This window comes from Hymenobacter sp. UYAg731 (genome assembly GCF_054061335.1).
The window spans coordinates 423,713-442,621 of sequence record NZ_JBSSEC010000002.1 but is presented as its reverse complement, the minus strand read 5'-3'; the positions used below and the strand labels follow the sequence as shown (position 1 = coordinate 442,621).

13 protein-coding genes are annotated in these 18,909 nt (G+C 60.8%); 6 read left to right on the top strand and 7 right to left on the bottom strand.

What is annotated here, in order from left to right; genetic code table 11:
• Positions 1 to 2: 2 nt before the first annotated feature.
• Positions 3 to 1,565: a hypothetical protein gene (locus tag ACVWYF_RS06370; RefSeq protein WP_457065784.1), complete on the bottom strand. Its 1,563-nt coding sequence runs from the start codon at positions 1,563 to 1,565 to the stop codon at positions 3 to 5.
• Between the two features lie 239 nt (positions 1,566 to 1,804).
• A complete protein-coding gene (gene prfA / locus ACVWYF_RS06365; protein WP_457065782.1) occupies positions 1,805 to 2,878 on the bottom strand; it encodes a peptide chain release factor 1 in 1,074 nt (357 codons plus the stop codon).
• Between the two features lie 349 nt (positions 2,879 to 3,227).
• Here prfA and thrA point away from each other — a divergent pair, with 349 nt between their 5' ends.
• The 6 genes from thrA (at position 3,228) to ACVWYF_RS06335 (ending at position 10,896) form a co-directional block, all read left to right on the top strand.
• Positions 3,228 to 5,669: a bifunctional aspartate kinase/homoserine dehydrogenase I gene (thrA, locus tag ACVWYF_RS06360; protein ID WP_457065780.1), complete on the top strand. Its 2,442-nt coding sequence runs from the start codon at positions 3,228 to 3,230 to the stop codon at positions 5,667 to 5,669.
• Between the two features lie 82 nt (positions 5,670 to 5,751).
• Positions 5,752 to 6,684: a homoserine kinase gene (locus ACVWYF_RS06355; RefSeq protein WP_457065778.1), complete on the top strand. Its 933-nt coding sequence runs from the start codon at positions 5,752 to 5,754 to the stop codon at positions 6,682 to 6,684.
• A 137-nt stretch (positions 6,685 to 6,821) separates the two neighbouring features.
• Positions 6,822 to 8,117 carry a threonine synthase gene (gene thrC / locus ACVWYF_RS06350; RefSeq protein WP_457065776.1) on the top strand — a complete coding sequence of 432 codons (1,296 nt, stop codon included), beginning with the start codon at positions 6,822 to 6,824 and terminating at the stop codon, positions 8,115 to 8,117.
• A gap of 61 nt (positions 8,118 to 8,178) precedes the next feature.
• A complete protein-coding gene (locus ACVWYF_RS06345) occupies positions 8,179 to 8,880 on the top strand; it encodes a c-type heme family protein (RefSeq protein ID WP_457065774.1) in 702 nt (233 codons plus the stop codon).
• 87 nt (positions 8,881 to 8,967) lie between these two features.
• Entirely contained in the window at positions 8,968 to 9,501 is a 534-nt protein-coding gene (locus ACVWYF_RS06340; protein WP_457065772.1) for a DUF3833 family protein, read from the top strand.
• A gap of 90 nt (positions 9,502 to 9,591) precedes the next feature.
• Positions 9,592 to 10,896: a protoporphyrinogen/coproporphyrinogen oxidase gene (locus tag ACVWYF_RS06335; RefSeq protein WP_457065770.1), complete on the top strand. Its 1,305-nt coding sequence runs from the start codon at positions 9,592 to 9,594 to the stop codon at positions 10,894 to 10,896.
• A gap of 76 nt (positions 10,897 to 10,972) precedes the next feature.
• Here the strand turns inward: ACVWYF_RS06335 and ACVWYF_RS06330 are convergent, their stop codons facing one another.
• The 5 genes from ACVWYF_RS06330 to ACVWYF_RS06310 form a co-directional block, all read right to left on the bottom strand.
• Positions 10,973 to 12,391 carry an MFS transporter gene (locus tag ACVWYF_RS06330; RefSeq protein WP_457065768.1) on the bottom strand — a complete coding sequence of 473 codons (1,419 nt, stop codon included), beginning with the start codon at positions 12,389 to 12,391 and terminating at the stop codon, positions 10,973 to 10,975.
• A 93-nt stretch (positions 12,392 to 12,484) separates the two neighbouring features.
• A complete protein-coding gene (locus tag ACVWYF_RS06325; protein WP_457065766.1) occupies positions 12,485 to 14,308 on the bottom strand; it encodes an alpha-amylase family protein in 1,824 nt (607 codons plus the stop codon).
• 118 nt (positions 14,309 to 14,426) lie between these two features.
• Positions 14,427 to 15,134, bottom strand: coding sequence for an SDR family oxidoreductase (locus ACVWYF_RS06320; RefSeq protein WP_457065764.1), 708 nt, complete (start codon positions 15,132 to 15,134; stop codon positions 14,427 to 14,429).
• 74 nt (positions 15,135 to 15,208) lie between these two features.
• Positions 15,209 to 17,095 (bottom strand): alpha-amylase family glycosyl hydrolase, encoded by a 1,887-nt coding sequence (locus ACVWYF_RS06315; RefSeq protein WP_457065762.1) that lies wholly within the window; start codon positions 17,093 to 17,095, stop codon positions 15,209 to 15,211.
• Between the two features lie 172 nt (positions 17,096 to 17,267).
• Positions 17,268 to 18,713, bottom strand: a complete 1,446-nt coding sequence (locus ACVWYF_RS06310; protein ID WP_457065759.1) for a hydrolase — start codon at positions 18,711 to 18,713, stop codon at positions 17,268 to 17,270.
• Between the last annotated feature and the right edge of the window lie 196 nt (positions 18,714 to 18,909).

The following is an 18,909-nucleotide window of genomic DNA, read 5'->3' as shown; positions in this document are numbered from 1 at the left end:
CCTTACTTGTGCTCGTAGGCACCCAGGCTGGGCATGCTCGGGCTGCGCGGCAGGTTGATGAGGTCGCGGGTGGGCGTGGTGGAACCTACTGCTTTGGGGCGGCGGGGTGCGGTGGCCTGCGAGGTGGCCTGCAAAGAGTAATCAGTCTGGCTGCTGGTGAACGATGTGCGGACAAACAGCGGGTCTGCGTTGACGATGTTTGAGAGGCGGGAATCAGCCAGACCAGGCTTGCCGGTGGCGTCAGTAGCGGCCCCGTACTCCTTGGTGCGAAGCAGCGAATTCAGGATGCTGAAGGTGAAAGTGGGGTCGCCGTTGTTCTGCAGGTACAACTCGTCATCGAAAGAGCCCCACACGATGGAATTCCGAATGGTAACGCTGATGGGCATTTTCGGCGGGTTCTTCAGGGCGTCGTCCACGTTGGTGAACGTGAGGGAGGACGTCTCACGCCGGAAGGAGGGCGTGTAGTTGGCAATGGTGCAGAAGTTCAAATCATACGTGCCGCCGATGCCCACCATGGCGTATTCGCCGCAGTTGGTGAAGAGGCAGTTAGTGGCCGTGACATCACCGGAGTAGCTAATGACCCCGCCGCCGGTGCCGGGGTTCGCGTTGGCGAAGGAGACATTCGATCCCGAGATATTCCGAAAAACGGTGTTATTCAGCGTCAGGTTGGGGTGCGCCTGTCCAGCCTGGGGCTCGCGGTTGTAGAGCAGCGCGCCGAACGTGGCGTTCTTGATTTCGGTGTAGCGGATGCTGTTGTTGCGGCTGGTGCTGCTGAAAATGATGCCGCCCCACTGGCTGGGGATGTCGGCGTAGAACGGCTCCAGCCGGTCGCCCTGGAAACGGACGATGTTGAGGTTGTTGGCCTTTACCGTATCGGTCGCGCCGGAGCCGGGTACGAAGTCGTCATTCACCCGCAACGTGCCATTCACCTGAATATAAGCGCCAGCGTGAGAGTAAATGCGGGCTCCTTTGGGAATGGTCAGCGTAACGCCCTGGCGCACAAGAACTCCAAAAATATCGAGCTGGGGTGGGTTTATTACCCGGCTAGCATTGATGATGACGTGAGGTTTGTCGGTGCGCCAGGTCGTGTTGGCCGTGATGTAGTCGGCCCGGTGGAAGTAGGCATTCTGACCAAAAGCCACCACTTTCACGTTCTGCTCGTTACCGTTGGTGCGGAAATTTACCTGGTCTTCCAGCACGAAAGGCTTGTTGTCTTTGCCGTTGTCGCCCAGCACTGCGCGCACCAGCACCAGCAGGCTGTCTTTGCCCCGGATAGTGATGCCGCTGATAGCAGCGCCGGCATCGCCGTTGATAATCAGCGAGTAGGTAGTGCCCAGCTTACCGGCCAGGCTCACGTCGGTTTTCACCGCGCCGCTGTTGCGGTTGTACACCCACAGCCGCTTGGTCACCGTTTGGATGGTGGTAAACACCGTATCAAATTTCACCGAGTCGGTGGCAAACTCCAGGCTGCCGGAGGTTTGCACCAAATCCTCTTTCGGCTCGCAGCCGGGCAGCAAGGTGAGCAGGCAGCTTAGAACCAGAAACAGCGGGAAGAGGTGGCGCATAGCAGGCGTTGGGCGGGCAAACTCCCCTCCTTATTTAAGGAGGGGACATTTCAGCGAAGCTGAAATTGGGGTGGTGAAATCGTTGAACGACAACCGAACGACCAGCCGGGCGGAAAAGTATTGGGACGGACTAGTGGGAAGTGTGCGGATGTCGTGCGACGACTGCACCACCTCCGTTTTTGCTTCGCAAAAACTCCCCTCCTTAAACAAGGAGGGGAGTGGTTGTTCAATCAATCCGCTTATTTCGTCACGCCTTCCTGTAGGCGCTCGGCGCTTTCGGCAATGCGGAGCTGCTCCACGAAGTCGTCCACGTTGCCTTCCATCACGCTGGCCAGGTTATACACCGTGTAGCCGATGCGGTGGTCCGTCACGCGGCCCTGCGGATAGTTGTAGGTGCGGATTTTATCGGAACGGTCGCCGCCGCCAATCATGCTCTTGCGTACGAGGCCGTCGGCTTCGTTCTTCTTGGCCAGCTCCATGTCGTACACGCGGGAGCGGAGCACGGCCAGGGCTTTGTCGAAGTTTTTGAGCTGCGATTTCTGGTCCTGGCACTGGGCCACGAGGCCGGAAGGCAGGTGAGTGAGGCGCACGGCCGAATATGTGGTGTTTACCGACTGGCCGCCGGGGCCGCTGGAGCAGAAATAGTCCTTGCGGATATCGCCCATGTTCAGCTCGATATCAAATTCCTCCACCTCGGGAATTACCACGATGGAAGCCACGCTGGTGTGAATACGGCCCTGGGTTTCGGTGGCCGGCACGCGCTGCACGCGATGCACGCCACTTTCAAACTTGAGCTTGCCGTACACATCCTCGCCGCGCACGGCCACGATGATTTCCTTGTAGCCGCCAGCACTGCCTTCCATGGCGTCGATGAGCTCCATTTTCCAGTTCTGCTTCTCCGCAAAGCGCATGTACATGCGCTGGAGGTCGCCGGCAAAAATGGCGGCTTCGTCGCCGCCCGCGCCGGCCCGGATTTCCATGATGACGTCTTTCGAGTCGTTGGGGTCCTTGGGCAGCAGCAGGTCTTTGATGAGCACTTCGAGGCGCTCCTGCTCGGGCATCAGCTCGTCGAGCTCGGCCTTGGCCATTTCGCGGAAGTCCTGGTCCTTCTCGTTGGCCACGACTTCGCGGGCGTTTTCGATGTTGCTGAGCACGCCCTGGTAGTTGCGGTACTGCGTCACAATCTTGCCCAACTCCTTGTATTCCTTGTTCAGGGACTTGTAGCGCTTCAGGTCCGACATCACGTCGGGCTGCATCAGCTCTTCGTTGACGTTTTCGTAGCGCTGGTTGATGGCTTCTAGTTTATCGAGCATCGGGTGTTCGGGAAATAATCAGAATAGTGGGCAAAGATACGGATTCTAAACACCGCTATTCAGTACGTTGGTTCGCAAGAATGGCCGGAGAAATCTGTCCCTTGAGCGACGGCGGGCAATAAAGGGCCGAACCCATGCGAAAAATGGCCTCAGTGGCCCTACATTGCGCCCGTCTGTTTGGGCACGGCCGGGGCCAGCAGGGTTGGTAGCGAAGCTATTCCAACCCGGTCCTCGCCTCACCAAACAGCTTTTTTTACGCCCTCGGGCGTCTACGTTCAAGCTCTAAAACTCTTCTGGTTTCGCCCTTCCCACCCAAGCGGCACCGCAACTTCACCAACCAGAAACGGCAATGCAAGTGTTGAAATTCGGAGGCACATCGGTGGCCTCCGCCGAGAATATCCGCAAGTCGCTGGCCATTGTGGCCGCCGCCGCCGGGCGCGGGCCGGTGGTCATGGTCGTGTCGGCGCTAGGCGGCACGACCGATGCCCTGATTGGCGCGGGCCGGGCTGCTGCTGCAGGCGATGCCGGCTACCGCGACACTTTGCTCCAGCTGGCCGCCCGCCACCGCACGGCCGTGCAGGAGTTGCTGCCTACCGCCCACACGGCCGCCGAAGGCCAGCTGGTAAGCCAGTTTGGGGAGGTAACCAGCCTGTGCAACGGCATTTTCGCACTGGGCGAATTATCCACCCGAACTCTGGATAAACTTATGAGCTACGGCGAACTGCTCTCGTCGCACCTCATTGCGGCCGTGGCCAAGGTGCAGGGCCTGCAAGCCATTTGGGCCGATGCCCGGCAGCTCATTCGCACCAATTCCCGCTTCGGAATGGGCGAAGTGGATATGGCCACGACGGAAAAGCAGGTGGCGAATTTTAAGGCTGAAAACCCGGCTAAAATTTGGGTTGTGCCCGGCTTCATCGCGGCTGATGCCCACGGTACCACCACCACGCTGGGCCGAGGCGGCTCCGACTACACGGCCGCGATTCTGGCGGCCGCGCTCGATGCGGAAAAGCTCGAAATCTGGACCGACGTGAGCGGCATGATGACCGCCGACCCGCGCCTCGTGCGCAGCGCCCGGCCCATTGCGCACATCTCGTATCAGGAAGCTATGGAGCTGTCGCACTTCGGGGCGAAGGTGCTTTATCCGCCTACTATTCAGCCGGTCATGCAGCGCGGAATTCCGCTCTGGATTAAAAATACATTCGCCCCCAATGACTACGGCACGCTGGTGGAAGTGAGTCCGCCGCGCACGCCCGCCGTGGTGCAGGGCATCTCCAGCATCGGCAACCTGACCTTGCTGAACCTGGAAGGCAGCGGCATGGTGGGCATCCCCGGTTTCTCGAAGCGGCTGTTTGAATCGCTGGCCCGGGAGCGCATCAACGTGATTCTCATCACCCAAAGCTCCTCCGAGCATTCCATTTGCGTGGGGGTAAATGTGCAGGATGCCGCGCCCGCCCAGGTGGCCGTAGATGAGGAGTTTGCCACCGAAATCGCGGCTGGCCGCATCGAGCCGCTGCGGCCCGAAACCGACCTGGCCATTGTGGCGCTGGTGGGCGAGAACATGAAAAACCACCCTGGCATCAGCGGCAAGCTGTTTGGGGCGCTGGGGCAGAATGGGGTGAACATCCGGGCCATCGCGCAGGGTGCTTCGGAGAAGAATATCTCGACCATGATTCGGGCCGCCGACGTGCGCAAGGCCATCAACGTGCTGCACGAGGCCTTTTTTGAGGCCACCAAGAAGCAGGTGAACCTCTTCATCCTTGGTCCCGGCAACGTGGGCAGCAAACTGCTGGAGCAGCTGGCGCGTCAGCAGCCGCACCTGCTTGAAAAGCTGGGTTTGCAGGTGCGCGTGGTGGCCATTGCCAACAGCCGCCACTGCCTGGTGGATGAAAACGGCCTCGACCTGACGGCCTGGCCCGAGGAGCTAGCGCAAGCCCCGGCCCAGACGCTGGCGGAGTTCACGCAGCTCATTATCGGCCGCAACCTGCGCAACTCCATCTTCGTGGACGTGACGGCCAACCCCGCCGCCGCTGACATCTACGCCGATTTGCTGGCCAGGAGCGTGGCCATCGTGGCTTGCAACAAGGTGGCCGCATCGTCGGAATACGCGCATTATGCCAAGCTCAAAAGTCTGTCGAAGGAGTTTAACGCCAGCTACTTGTTTGAGACAAACGTGGGCGCGGCCCTGCCTATCATCGGCACGCTGAACGACCTCACGCGCAGCGGCGATGTGGTGCGGCGCATGGAAGCAGTGCTCTCGGGCACGCTCAACTTCGTGTTCAATAACTACGACGGCTCCCAGCCCTTCGCCGACGTGGTGCGCCAGGCTCAGACCGAAGGCTACACCGAGCCCGACCCGCGCCTCGACCTGAGCGGCTCCGATGTGGCCCGCAAAATCCTCATCCTGGCCCGCGAAGCCGGCCAGGTGATGGAAATGGCGGATATCGAAATCGACACCTTCCTGCCGCCCGCCTGCCTCGAAGGCGACGTGGAGGCTTTTTATACCCAGATGGCGGCGCACGAAAGCCACTTCCGGGCGTTGTATGAGGCGGCTTCGGCGGCTGGCAAGCGCCTAAAATTCGTGGCCCGCTACGCCGATGGGCACGCCGCCGTAGGCCTCCAGCAGGTAGCGCCGGGGCACGACCTCTACGACCTGCGCGGCAAGGACAACGTGGTGCTTTTCTACACCGACCGCTACACCGACCAGCCGCTGGTGGTGAAGGGGGCTGGGGCGGGCGCGGAAGTGACGGCCTCCGGGGTGTTCGCGGACATTATTCGCGCCGCGAGGTTGTAGCGTGGACTCTGAGAGTCCGCGCGTGCGTCAATACCTGTTAACTCGTTCTATTCGCGGACTCTCAGAGTCCACGCTACATTCTATGCCCAATTCCGTTCTCGTTCATTCCCCCGCCACGCTCTCCAATCTGGGCTGCGGCTTCGATGTATTTGGCCTGACCCTGGCCGCGCCTTACGACATCATCCGCCTCACGCGAAGCGCTACGCCGGGCATCCGCATTCAACACCACGACCCCTACAACCTGCCCACCGACCCGCTGCAAAACGTGGCCGGTGTGGCGCTCCTGGCCTTGTTAAAGCGGGTGCCGGAAGCCGTGGGTTTCGAGCTGGAAATCACCAAGGGCATCATGCCGGGCAGCGGGGTGGGCAGCAGTGCCGCCAGCGCCGCCGGTGCCGTAGTGGGCGCCAATGCCCTGCTGGGCAACCGCTTCAGCAAAATGCAGCTCGTGGATTTTGCGATGGAAGGGGAGGCCGTGGCCTCCGGGGCGCGCCACGCCGACAACATCGCGCCGGCCATTTTTGGCGGCTTCACGGTGGTGCGGGCGCTGGAGCCGGTCATTGACATCATTGCTTTGCCCGCGCCGCCGCTGTGGGTGGCCGTGGTGCATCCGCAGATTGAGGTGAAAACCAGCGACTCGCGCAAGGTGCTACCGGTCACCGTGCCGCTGGGCCTGGCCGTGCGGCAGTGGGCCAACGTGGCGGGGCTGGTAGCCGGGTTCATGATGGCCGACTACGACCTAATCGGCCGCTCGCTCGATGACTACATCGTGGAGCCGGCGCGGCTGCCGCTCATCCCCGGTCTGGCCGAGGCGCGAAAGCGGGCGCTGGCAGCGGGGGCCATTGGGGGCGGTATCTCAGGTTCGGGGCCGTCGATTTTTATGCTGAACCGGACGGAGGCCACCGCGCAGGCCGTAGGCGCGGCCATGGGCAGCGTGTTTGCGGAGCTGGACATTGCGTTCAACGTGTACGTGGGACCGGTGGGGACCACGGGGGCGCGGGTGGTTTCGGAAGATTAAAGAGAACCTGAAAATGCCGTCATGCAGAGCGCAGCGAAGCATTTTTAACTCAATACCAAAATTGGTTAGTTGCGCGGTAAAGATGCTTCGCTGCGCTCTGCATGACACGCTTTTTACCAGTAACGGACATTATAAAAATGAAATACTACAGCCTCCGCCATCAGTCGCCGCTGGTTGATTTCCGCACCGCCACCATCACCGGGCAGGCACCGGATGGCGGCCTGTATTTCCCGGAAACCATCCCAAAATTCTCGCCCGGCTTTTTGCGCGAGCTGCGCGGCCTGAGCAAAGCCACCGTGGCCTTCAACGTGATGCGCCCCTACGTGGGCAGCACCATCCCGGAGGCCGACTTACAACGCATCTGCGCTGAGGCCGTGGATTTTGAGTTCCCACTGGTGCCGGTGGCGGAAGGTGTATCGGCACTGGAGCTGTTTCATGGGCCGACGCTGGCGTTTAAGGACGTGGGGGCGCGGTTTATGAGCCGCTGCCTGGGCCACTTCGCCCTGCGCGGCGACACGCCGCCCGTGACGGTTCTGGTGGCTACGTCCGGCGATACCGGCGGGGCCGTGGCCAGCGGCTTCCTGGGCGTGCCGGGCGTGGAAGTGGTGATACTGTACCCAAAGGGCAAGGTGAGCCCGGTGCAGGAACAGCAGCTCACCACCCTGGGCCAGAACATCACGGCACTGGAAGTGAGCGGTACGTTCGATGACTGCCAGGCGCTGGTGAAACAGGCGTTTCTGGACCACGAGCTGGCGCAGAAGCGCTTCCTGACTTCGGCCAACTCCATCAATGTGGCGCGGTGGCTGCCGCAGCAGTTGTACTACTGCTTCGCCATGCAGCAGTGGCCGGCGGGGGCCGCCGCGCCAGTGGTGTCGGTGCCGAGCGGCAACTTCGGCAACCTGTGCGCGGGGCTGCTGGCCCAGGCCTCGGGGCTGGGGCTGGGGCACTTCATCGCAGCCTGCAATGCCAACGAGCCGGTGCCCGCCTACCTGCGCACGGGCACCTACGAGCCCCGGCCGGCCGTGCCCACCTTCTCCAACGCCATGGACGTGGGCAACCCCAGCAACTTCGTCCGCATCCTGGAGCTGTTTGATAACGACCTGACCAAGCTGCGCGCCGCCCTTAGTGCCGACACCGTGAGCGACGCCGATACGGTGGCCGCCATCCGGCAGGTATGGGAGCGGGACGGGTACCTGCTCGACCCGCACGGCGCGGTGGCCTACACGGCACTGCGGCGCTATCAGGCCCGGCACGCAGGTGCGGGCGGCCTCATTCTGGCCACGGCCCACCCCGTGAAGTTTCCCGATGTGGTGGAGCCCATCCTGGGTCGGGCCATTGCGCTGCCGGCCGTGGTACAGGCTTTGCAGGGGCGGGCTAAACGAAGCGTGCCAATGGCGGTTAACTACGAAGATTTGAAAGCCTACCTGATGTAGCCGGCCCCTGGTTTGGGCGGTTGGGGTGGCGGTTCGGACCTTTGCCTGAAATCTGATTCCCATGCCTGCGTTCGTGAAAAACCTGCTCTATAAAATGGCCCTGCCAGCGTTGGCTCTGGCCTTCACCGCCTGCCGCCCCGACCAGGTGGAGCACCTCAAGGACAGCAAGCGCATTGGCATTGAAGCCGAAAACTGGGAGGTGAAGCGCATCATGCCCATTGACCTGCTGCATGCCACCCGCTGGGCCGGCGACTCCCTGACCGCCACTGCTGACTCGCTGCTGCGGCGCACGCTGGCCCGTGAGCTGACCGCCGGTGGCGTGGCCCGCGCCATGGCTTTTTGCCAGCCCGAAACCTACCACGCCGTCGATTCCCTGGCGGGCGTGCTCAAAGCCACGGCCCACCGCGTGAGCGAGCGGCCGCGCAACCCCGCCCGCCAAGCCCCGCTGCTGGCCGAGGAAATGATGCCCGACACGACGCGGACCATCAGGCGGCTGTCGCAGGAAGTTTTCTTTTACCAGCGGCCCATTGTGCTCAACAATCAGCTGTGCCTGCGCTGCCACGGCGAAGTCGGGAAAGATATTGCGGCGGCTGACTATGCCCTCATCAAGCAGAAGTTTCCGCAGGACCAGGCCACCGGCTATAAATTGGGCCAACCCATGGCGGCCTGGCAAATCAGTATGCAACGCAACGGCGTGGCCGAATTCTGGACGATGAAAACCCGCAAGAAGTGGAAGGAGCACAAGATGCCCAAGCTATTTTAAGGCGTGCTTCAACCGTTTCCGTATGGGGCTTCAGCGTGAGCGGACCACGTCCCCCGGCCCACGCCCCATTACTGTTCACTCGATAGCATGAAAAATAACGTCCTCGCCGCCCTTTTACCCCTTTTTGTTTTAGCCAGCTGCTCTTCGCTAAAGCCCGAAAGCTTCAGCAGCACCACCCCGATTATTGACCCGGTAATGTTTTTCGGCGGCCATACGCATTCCACCGGCGTCATAGAATCCCGCAGTGGCAAGCCTTCCGAACGCATTACCACCCAAACAGCCGGCGTATTCGCCAACGGCATCCTCCACATGGAGCAGGACCTCCATTCCGAAGATAGCAAGCCCACCCACCGCACCTTCGACCTAAAAATCATCGACGCCCATCACGTAGATGCGACCGGCAGTGATGTCGTCGGCACGGCCCACGGCGCATTATACGGCAATTATTTCACCTGGAGCTTTCGGTTAAAAATAGCCGACAAAGGGTTGGTCCAGCACGTTAATATGACCCAGTGCATGTACCTCATGCCCGATGGTAAAACGCTTATCATCCGCAGTATTATCCGCAAATTTGGAATTATCGTCAAGGAAATAACCGAACAGTTTCACAAAGACAATTAATAACGGAGCTGGGCAAACTGCCGGTAAGCCGGGTGTTCCCGCGTCTTCCGCCGGGTGTTGCCGAAATCCGTATAGGACTACTTTCCACGTATGATTTCCTCTGATTCCAAACCCGTTATCATCATCGGGGCGGGCATGGCCGGGCTGGCCTGTGCCACCTGGCTGCACCGCGCCGGTCACGCCGTGCTCGTGCTCGAAGCGGCCGACGCCGTGGGCGGCCGCGTGCGGACCGATGTCACCCCCGAAGGCTTCCGGCTCGACCGGGGCTTTCAGGTACTGCTCACCAACTACCCCGAGGCCCGGCGCATCTTCGACTACGGTGCGCTCCACCTGAAAAGCTTCCGCTCCGGGGCCGTCATTCGGCTGGCCGATGGGCGGGAAACCACCCTTCAAAACCCCTTGCAGGCCCCGTTGGCCGCGTTTTCAGCCCTCAGCTCGCCCATTGGCTCGCTGCCCGATAAGCTGCGCATCCTCAGCCTGGTGCGGCATGTGCTGAAGCATACGCCCGAGGAATTACTGGCCCGCCCGGCCACCGACACGCTCAGCTTCCTGCAACGTTACGGCTGGAGCGAGCAGATGATAAACTCGTTCTTCAAGCCATTTTTCGGCGGGGTTTTCCTGGACAGGGAGCTGACCACGGCCAGCAATTTCTTCGAGTTCGTGTTCCAGCAGTTCGTGACCGGCGAGGCGGCCGTGCCCGCCCTGGGTATGCAGCAGCTGCCCGAGCAGCTGGCGGCCCGCCTGCCCGCCGGCACGGTGCGCCTCAATTCTCCCGTGGCCGGGGTGGTCGATGGTACCCAGGTGCGCCTCACCACCGGCCAGGTCCTGAATGGCGCGGCCGTGGTGCTGGCCACCGACGGCCTGAGCACCCTGCGCCTGCTAGCCGGCCGCAGCGGCAACCCCGACGACAGTTTGACCGCCCAACAGGCAAGCTCCTCCACGGCCGCTCGCCTCACTACCTGCACGTACTTCGCCACGCCCGGCGGCCACTCGCCGGGCCGCGACGACAAGCTGCTGCGCCTGAATGCCGGCCCCAACGCGCTGGCCCACAACGTGGCCTTCCCGGCCGATGTAAGCGGCACTTACGCTCCCGCCGGCCGCTCCCTGATATCGGTGAGCACCCACGGCGAGCGCAGCCTCGGCGAAGAAGAACTGACCGCCCGCCTGCGCGAGGAACTGGCCGTCTGGTTTGGCCCGGCCGCCCGGCAGTGGGAGCACTTGCGCAGCTACCGCATCCCGGCGGCGCTGCCCGTTTACCTGCCCGGCCAGCCCGTAGAACAGCCCCTGAAACTGGCCGAAACTCTCTACCGCTGCGGCGACTGGACCGCTTACCCCTCCTTGAACGCGGCCCTGGCCACCGGCCGCGAAGTGGCGGAGATGATTATCAAAAACTGACTAGTTAGGGTGTAATCTAATGAAAGAGGCCCGTTTCTGTTAAGGAAACGGGCCTCTTTGTGTTCAAAAACAAAGGCTACACCTGCGGATTGGCGGGTGCCAGGGCATCGTAGCCTAGGGACTCGGCGGGCTCCGGCTCGGCGGGCAGGCGGATGTCGTCGGCGTCGTGCACGCGCAGAGTGAGGAAGCCCGCGATTATCATGGAAGCCCCACCGAGCACCAGTGTGAAGATGGGCTGGTCGTGGAAAAAGTGCTTCGTCAGCGGCCCTAGAATCAGGCCGGCCACGCCCTGCGGAATCACGATGAAGAAGTTGAATACGCCCATGTAGTAGCCCATTTTGTTGGACGGCAGCGCGCCGGCCAGCATGGCGTAGGGCACGCTCAGGATGCTGGCCCAGGCAATGCCCACGCCCACCATCGAAACCAGAATGTAGTGGTAATCCTGAATGAAGTAAATCGAAATCAGGCCCACGCCGCCCGACACCAGGGCCAGCATATGGGTGAAGCGGCGGCTAGTGGCGCGGGCCACCACCGGCAGCAGCAGCGCTACCACCGCCGACAGACCGTTATACACCGAGAAGCACACGCCCACCCAGTCGCCGCCCTTATTATAAAGGGCCGAAGCGGTATCGGTAGTATGAAAAATGTGGCTGGTGACGGCCTGCGTAGTGTAAATCCACATCGAAAACAGCGCAAACCACGAAAAGAACTGCACCACGGCCAGCTGGCGCATGGTTTTGGGCATGTGGAAAATGCCCTCAAACGACTCCTTCAGGCCGTTGGCAAAACCGGCAGTGCGGGCCTTTTCGGCCTCGAACTCGGCCAGGTTCTCAGGCGGGTATTCCTTGGTGCGGATGATGGTCCAGAGCACGGCCAGGAAGAACACCAGGCCGCCCACGTAGAAGGCGTATTTCAGCGAAAGCGAGATGTGGCCGGGCTCGGGCGTGTTGGAAACGCCGAACCAGTTGGCGAACATCCAGGGCAGCGACGAGCCCACGATGGCCCCCACGCCGATAAAAAACGTCTGGGCCCCGAAACCGGTGGTGCGTTGCTGCGAGGGCAGTAAATCGCCGACCAGCGCCCGGAAGGGCTCCATGGAAATATTGATGCTCGAATCCAGAATCCAGAGCATGCCGGCGGCCATCCAGAGGGCCGTCACGTTGGGCATCACGATTAGGGCCAAGGAGGCCAGCAGCGCGCCCACGAAGAAGAAGGGCCGGCGGCGGCCCCAGCGCGGGCTCCAGGTGCGGTCCGAAAGGTAGCCGATGACGGGCTGCACCAGCAGGCCCGTGATGGGCGCGGCCAGCCAGAGGAAGGCAATTTCGTCGGTCTTGGCCCCCATGGTTTCAAAAATCCGGCTCATGTTGCTGTTTTGCAGCGCAAAGCCGAACTGAATGCCGAGGAAACCGAAGCTCATGTTCCAGATTTGCCAGAAGCTAAGCCGGGGTTTTTCGCGGGTACTGGATGACGTGGCGACGGCGGTGGGAGCAGCCATGTGGAAGGGGAGAAGAGAAGTGGGAGTTGCGCCCTGAAAATGAACGCAGTGCGATTGTTGAATTTAATAGCTTACCGGCAGAATCGGCCCATATTACCGGGACTTTATCTCGAAAATATGGGCCGAGAGCGGGGCCAGCGTCACGTTGAGGGCGTTGCGCGGCTCGCCGTCGGCGAGGAGGTCGGTGTAGGTGTAGAATTTCTTGGTGCTCAGGCCCATGGCGGTCATGGCTTCGGCGGGGATGGTGAGCGTTGGCTTGTAGGTCTTATCGGCGCTGAAATTGACCACGATGAGCAGCTGCTGCTTGTCGGTGTAGCGTAGGTAGGTGTAGAGGTGGCGCTGGTTGTACTCCTTGCCCAGGTTGTTGGCGTCCTGCAGCTCGTAGAAACGGCCTTTGCGGATGGCCTCGCTCTTGCTCGTAGTATTCAGCAGGCGGCTGTAAAACTCGCGCAGGCTTTTCTGCTCGGGGCTGAGCTTGCCACCGTCGAACTTGCCTTGGTTCAGCCATTTCTGGTGTTCGGGCACGCCCCAGTAGTCGAAGATGCTGGTGCGGCCGTCTTCGCTGCTGAAGCCTTCGGAGCCCCGGGCGGGCTCGCCCACTTCCTGCCCGAAATAGAGCATCACCGGGCCGCTGGCCAGGGTGGCCGTCACGGCCATGGCCGGAATGGCGCGGCGCGGGTCGGTGGCAAAGTCCGGCGAGGCAATGCGCTGCTCGTCGTGGTTTTCCAAAAACCGCAGCATGTGCGACGAGAAGCCGTTGCTTTCCTCTTTCCACACTTTGGTGATGTCCTCGGTGGTGCCTTCCTGACGCATCAGCTTGCGCAGGTCGTCGTACAGGCCCACTTTGTCGTAGAGGAAGTCGAAATGGCCCTTCTCCAGGTAGGTCCGGTATTCTTTCGGGTTGTAGGCTTCGCCGATGAACACGAGGTCGGGCTTCACCTTTTTCAATTCGGGAATTACCCAAGCCCAAAACTCGACGGGCACCATTTCCACCATGTCGCAGCGGAAGCCGTCCACGTTCTTGCCGGCCCAGAACACGAGGATGTCGCGCATCTTCTTCCAGGTATCGGGCACGGGCTCGAAATGCGTTTTGCGACCGTCGACGTAGTCCACGCCATAGTTCAGCTTCACGGTTTCGAACCAGTCGTTCACGCTCGGCGCGTCCGTGAACACGTCGTTTCCGGTGGCCTTGGCGGGTACTTCAAAGTACTTGCCGTCCTCACGCGGGCCTTTCAGTGGGCCAAGCGGGTTGTAGTTGGCAGGCACCACGAAGGCCTTGCCGGGCAGGTAGTAGAAGTTATTGTCGGGCACGAAAGCCTTGGTTTTGTCATCCGTTGCGCCCAGGTCAATTACAGTCAGCGGCTTGGCGTCCGACTTGTAGGACCGCGCTACGTGGTTCGGGATGAAGTCCATCAGCACTTTCAGGCCGTGGTCGTGGGTGCGCTTGATAAGGGCCTCGTACTCCGACATGCGGTTTTTCACAGTCACGGCCAGGTCGGGAGCCACGTCGTAGTAGTCCTTGATGGCGTAGGGCGAGCCGGCGCGGCCTTTCACCACATCGGCATCGTCGGCCGGGATGCTGGCGGAGGTGTAGTCCGTCATGGTGGCGTGCTCAATCACGCCGGTGTACCAGACGTGGCTCACGCCCAGCGCCTTGATTTCGTCGAGGGCCTTGTCGGTAATGTCGTTGAATTTGCCGCAGCCGTTCTCGCTGATGGTGCCGTAGGGCTTGTTCAGCGCCACCTTGTTGCCGAACAGGCGCGTCATCAGTTGGTAGATGACGAGCTTATTGTCCTTCGGTACCTCAGCGGTGGTGTTCGGGTCGGTGGCGTTGGGGTGTTTTTTGTCCACGGGCGGGTTGGGCAACGAGAAAGCAGCCAAAGAGAGGAGGCCGCCGGCCAGCAACAGTTTTTTCATGATGCGGCAAGATAAGGCTTCGCTTAGTGATTAATGGTTAGTGGTTAATGGTTGGTAAGCCGGCAGAGGTGTATGAGCAGCATTAACCGTTAATCACTAACCATTAACCACTATCAAATTACCACTCCTGGGTCATGGGATGCAGCATCAATTCATCCACGACCACATGCGTGGGCGCTTCCAGCACGTAGCGCACGGCCTGGGCCACATCGGCGGGGCGAAGGTGGGTTTTTTCGGCCTCTGCACTGCCGGGCGTGGTGTCGTTGAAATAGGTATCGACCAGCCCCGGATAAATGGTGCTCACCTTTATGCCGTGCGGCCGCACTTCCTTGCGCAGGCTGGCCAGCACGGCATCCTGGGCAAACTTGCTGGCCCCGTAGGCCGTGCCGTGGGCAAAGGTGCGCTTGGCCACATCGGAGGTAATGCCCACGATGTGACCTTTTTTCTGGGCTTTGAAGTGCGGCACGGCGGCCTTGCAAATTAGAAAAGTACCCTTCACATTGGTGTCGAAAATCCGGTCCCACTCGGTGGCGTCGAACTGTTCCAGCTCGTTGAACGAGCCCACGCCGGCGTTGCACACCAGAATGTCGAGGCGGCCGTAGCGGCGCAGCGTCTCTTCGATGATGTGCTGGGCATCCTTCTCGTCCGAAACGTCGGCCACGATGCACAGGCCCTGGGTTTTCTGGCCGAGCTCCAGGAGTTCGTCTTCGCTGCGGGCCACGGCTACTACTTTGGCACCTTGCAGGGCCAGCAGCAACGCAATGGCTTTGCCGATGCCCCGGCTCGCGCCGGTGACGATGGCAACTTGGTCGGTGAGGTCAGTCATAAGGACGGAGATTTAGGGGCGATAGGGCAAATCTGCGGGGCCGGCTAGCGAAACGGTTTAAACGAACCGTTGGATTATTTTCGCAGTTCCACCACCCAAGCGGTGTGAGCAGGTACGGTCAGCTTTTTCAGGTCGCTGATGGTAGCGCCGCTCACCACTTCCACGCCCGATGAGAAGCCACCGGTGCGCTCGGCGAAGCGGGTGCCGTCTACCTTCTTCTCATCCTTCGTGTTGTTGGCGATAATCATCACAGACTCGCTATCCGAGTAGCGGAAATAGGTGTACACGCCATCCTGTGGGATAAACTGCATCAGCTTGCCAGAGCTCAAAACCGGGTGCGCCTTGCGATACAAAGCCAGCTTGCTCACGTAGTCGAAGGCCTCGCCGGCCTGGCCCGGCCGCGCCGCGAAGTAGTTCGTCTTATCCCCCGCAAACCCGCCGGGGAAGTCCTCGCGCACCTTGCCGTCGGGGTTCGAGAGGTTTTTCATCAGCACTTCGGTGCCGTAGTAGAGCTGCGGCGTGCCGCGCAAGGTGAGCAGCCAGGCAATGCCGGTTTTGAATTTATTGAAATCTTCGCCAATCACCGAGTAAACGCGGCTCATGTCGTGGTTATCCAGGCAGGTTACGTTGCGCGTGGCATCCACGTACAGCCAGTCGGCCTCCAAGGCATGGTAGAGCTGGCTCAGGTCGCCATTTTCGGTTTTGAGGACGTCGCGGATGGCGGAGCAGGTTTGAAAATCGATGACGGACGGCAGGTTCGATTTGAAGCCGTTCACGGGCGGCAGAATGTTCTGCGCGAAAAAGGCCTGCTGGGCTTCGGTGGCCTCCATCGCCTCGCCAAACAGCGCCAGCTTGGGGTATTCCTCGGCAACGGCTTTGCCCCAGGCCATGAGGAACTGCGGCTCCGAATAAGGGTAGGTATCGATGCGGTAGCCGTCGAGGCCGGTGCTTTCCACCCACCACAGAAAGTTCTGAATCAAATAATTAGCTACCAGCGGGTTGCCCTGGTTCACGTCGGGCATGGTGGTATCAAACCAGCCGTCGTTGAACAACTTGTAGTCGCGCGTCGAGCCGTAGGGGTCGTTCAAGGCATAGGCGTTGTAGTTGCTGCGCGTGAAAGTGGGGAAGGCGTGGAACCAGTCGGCCGCCGGCTTGTCCAGGAACAGGTGGTGGTAGCTGCCCCAGTGGTTGAGCACGATGTCCTGCACCACTTTCAGGCCGTCGGCGTGGGCGGCTTTCACGAACTGCTGGTACTCGGCATTGGTGCCGTAGCGCGGGTCGATTTTGTAGCAGTCCGTAACGGCGTAGCCGTGGTAGCTGGCCTTGGGCATGTCGTTTTCAATGACCGGCGTGGGCCAGATGGCCGTGGCACCCAGCTTCTTAAAATAGTCGAAGTGGTTCTGAATGCCCTTCAGGTCGCCGCCGTGGCGGGCGTACATCGAGTCGCGGGCAATGTGATTCACGCGGGTGCCTTTCACCACGTCGTTCTTCGGGTCGCCGTTCGAGAAGCGGTCCGGCATCAGCATGTAAATAAAGTCGGCCTGGGTGAGGCCCTGCGTGCGCCGCGGGTCGGTGTTGCGGGCGCGCAGCTCGTAGCTGTACGTCAGGCTTTTGCCGCCTTTGAAACTCAGTTTCAATTGGCCCGGCTTGGCGTCGGGGCCAACGGTGAGGTTGATGACTAGGTAGTTTGGGCTCTCCAGCTTCTGCTGGCCGTCCATTGTCACGCCAGGGTAGGCGGCCAGCGTGGCCGTGCTGCCCGCGATGCCGGGCGCATTCACCAGCAATTGTAGCTTGGGGTTTTTCATGCCCACCCACCAATAAGTCGGGTCAATACGCACGCCGGGGGCGGATTCGGGAGTAGCAACAGACGCGGCGGCGGGCGCAGAAACGGCAGTTGCGGCCGGTGCCAGCAGCGGCATCAGCAGCCCGGCGGCAATCAGTAAAAATTGTGGGAATTTCATGGCAAAAAGGGCGTAGGAATAACGGCAAGGCCAAAAGTACGGCTTTCCTGCAAGGCACCTGATGCGCAACCGTTTCCACTTTCGGAATATATTTTTTGCTCACCTCAAGCCCACAAAAAAGCCCGCCCCCAAACCTGGGAGCGGGCTTTCAACATTCGCTTTAGCTAAACGGCTATTGCTGCTTGGCGAGCCAGAGCGAGGCGTTCAGGTGCAGCTTGGCGTGGCTGGCAATTTCGGTCCAGCCGGGGTACACCGTGTTGCCGGGGCTGCCGGTGCCGTCGTCGGCCGGCGACGAATCGGTGATGCATACCACGCGGCCCGTGCCGTAGGTGCTGCTCAGGCACATGATGTTGGTGTTGCCCTGGGCGGCGCTGCTCTGCCAAATCAGCGGCGTGGCGGCCGAGCCCGAGGTTTTGGTCATCGTTGCGCCATTCGAGAATTTCAGCTGCGTCACCGCCCCCTGCGAACCGTTCAGGATGGTATTGGTGCTGCTGGACAGCACGTTGCTGGTGGTTTCCGAAATATTGGTCAGCGCAATGCTGTAGCCGAAGGGGTTGGCCTGCACCGAGTTATTGGTCATCAAATCGTTCCAGATGGCGGGCGAGTCGTAGCCGTCGTTGTTGCGGTCCGACACGGTGTGGTCCGAAATCATGAACAAGCCGCCGCCGTTTTTCACGAAGTTGACAATGGCCGTTTTCTCGGTAGCCGTAAACAGCGTGTTCGGCTCATCCACCACAAACACGTTGTAGTTGGCCAAATCCTGGGGGTTCGAGGCGTTGCCGTAGCTGATGGCCGTGCCCGAGGGCAGGTTTTCCACCGAGTTGCCCAGCTTCACCAGGGCCACGCCCCACGAGGAGAGGGCGGCCGTCCAGTACGTTTCCGGAGTGCTGGCCGTGATGCCCGAGGCGGCCGGCGTGGGGTAGCGCGGCGTCACGCCACCGTCCACGTCCAGGGCCCAGTCGGCGTTGCCGGCCAACTCAGCGTGCGTGGCATCGAACAGGAATTTTGTGCCGCCCGTGCCGCCGCCACCTCCACCGCCACCTCCGGTGCCGTAGCTTTCCACGGTGATGTTATCAAAGTTCAGCCGGTTGCTGGTGCCGTCGGTTTTGCGCACCTGCAGGCGCACGTTGCCGGCCAAGTTCACCGTGAACGAAGCCGTGCTCAGGCTCGTGCTGCTCGTGGTGATGGTGCTGCCTACTTTGGCGTAGCTGCTGCCGCTGTTGGCGCTGGCCCACAGTTCCCAGGTGCCGCTGGCGTCGGTGCCGTACTTGGCGTGGCCCACCGTGACGATGCCGGCCCCGCCGGTCAGGTCGAAGTTCATGCTCAGCGAGCCGCTGTTGCGCACCCGGGCCGACCAGCTGCCCGTGTGGGCATCCGCCGTGGTATTGCCGATGAGGGCATCGTTCAGCGTCCAGGCGCCCGAGCCGAGCGTGACGCTGCCCGTGGTGTAGGAGGCTTTGGTACCCGTTTCAAACCCTTCGGGGAAGCCCGGTGCTGAGACGTTTTGCAGCACGGTGGCTGCCGCCGGGGATTCCGGGGTAAGCTCCGATTTCGAACAGCTGGCAAACAGGAGAGCGCCCAGCAAGGGTGCCACCAGGTAGCGAACAGAAAGTGTCATGTGCATGGTGTGAAATGGGTTAAACGGTTGGGAACGAAGCACCAAAGCTAGAGCAATCAATTGAGGGTGTTATAATAAAGTATGTTAAAAGATTGTGGCTTTTTTTATAATATCATCAATCAAAGGCCATTTTGATAGATTAATTTTATTAAAACTAGAATTGGTATTGATATAATGAAGAAATTAATTATTCCTT